This is a genomic window from Mycobacterium helveticum (assembly GCF_007714205.1).
GTDB classification, from domain to species: domain Bacteria; phylum Actinomycetota; class Actinomycetes; order Mycobacteriales; family Mycobacteriaceae; genus Mycobacterium; species Mycobacterium helveticum.
This window is the reverse complement of the sequence record NZ_VMQU01000297.1, coordinates 1-1,156: the sequence shown is the minus strand read 5'-3', so window position 1 is coordinate 1,156 and position 1,156 is coordinate 1. Positions and strand designations below refer to the sequence as shown.

Here is a 1,156-nt window from a genome sequence, read left to right as displayed (position 1 = left end):
CTAGTGGTGTGTCTCGCAAATAGATAGCGTGTCGTTCGGTATTCTGGTGTGATGAGTGCACCAGCTGCGGCGTTGCCTTTGTCCGACGGTGAGCGCGAGATATTGGAGAGGTTGGCACGGGCGCAGTCGGTGCCACATCGGCAGGTGTTGCAGGCCCGGGTGTTGTTGAAGGCCGCCGATGGTGTGGCCAACGCGGTGATCGCCGACGAGGTCGGGGTGACGCCGGTGACGGTGCGGGCGTGGCGTACCCGGTTCGGCGAGGAGGGTTTGGCTGGACTGGAGAAGATCCGCGAAGGTCGGGGCCGCAAACCTTCGATCAGCGAGGAGACTGTCGCCGAGATCGTCCGTTTGACCACGACCACCACACCGCCGGGGGCCACGCACTGGTCGTGCCGCACGATGGCTAAGCGGGTAGGGGTCAGTTCGGCTACGGTGCAAAGGATTTGGTCGCATCTTGGTTTGCAGCCACATCGGGTCGACACCTTCAAGGTGTCCACCGATCCGAAGTTCGAGGACAAACTCATCGACGTTGTCGGTCTGTACTTGAACCCGCCCGAGAAGGCGATCGTGTTGTGCATGGATGAAAAGTCGCAGATCCAGGCCCTCGATCGCACGCAGGCGTCGTTGCCGATGGTTCCCGGACGGGCCGCCACGATGACTCACGACTACAAACGCAACGGCACCACCACACTGTTCGCAGCTCTCGACGTGCTCACCGGCGCTGTGATCGGCCAATGCCTGCCCCGGCACCGCCATAGCGAGTTCATCAGATTCCTCAATACCATCGACCGGGAGGTACCCGCAGGGTTGCAGGTGCATCTGATCCTGGACAACTACAGCACGCATAAGCACTTTGAAGTTGACCGGTGGCTGAAGCGGCACAAGCGTTTTCACCTGCACTTCACGCCAACGTCGTCGTCGTGGCTCAACCAGGTTGAACGTTGGTTCCGCGACCTGACCGACAGGAACCTACGCCGCGGAATATTTGGCAGCGTGCCCGATCTGATCGCCAGCATCGAGGCATACCTCAACGCCCACAACGCCGATCCCAAACCCTACGTCTGGACAGCAACCGCCGAATCCATCCTCGCCAAAGTCCAACGCGCACGCACCAAACTCGAACAAGTAGTTACCCAAAACTGAGACGGACCACTAG

General features: G+C 60.4%; 1 protein-coding gene. It reads left to right on the top strand.

Features of this window, described 5'->3' with window-relative positions:
- Positions 1 to 51 precede the first annotated feature (51 nt).
- Complete coding sequence (locus FPZ47_RS27580) at positions 52 to 1,143, top strand: IS630 family transposase (RefSeq protein ID WP_144957468.1); 1,092 nt, start codon at positions 52 to 54, stop codon at positions 1,141 to 1,143.
- Positions 1,144 to 1,156: the final 13 nt, after the last annotated feature.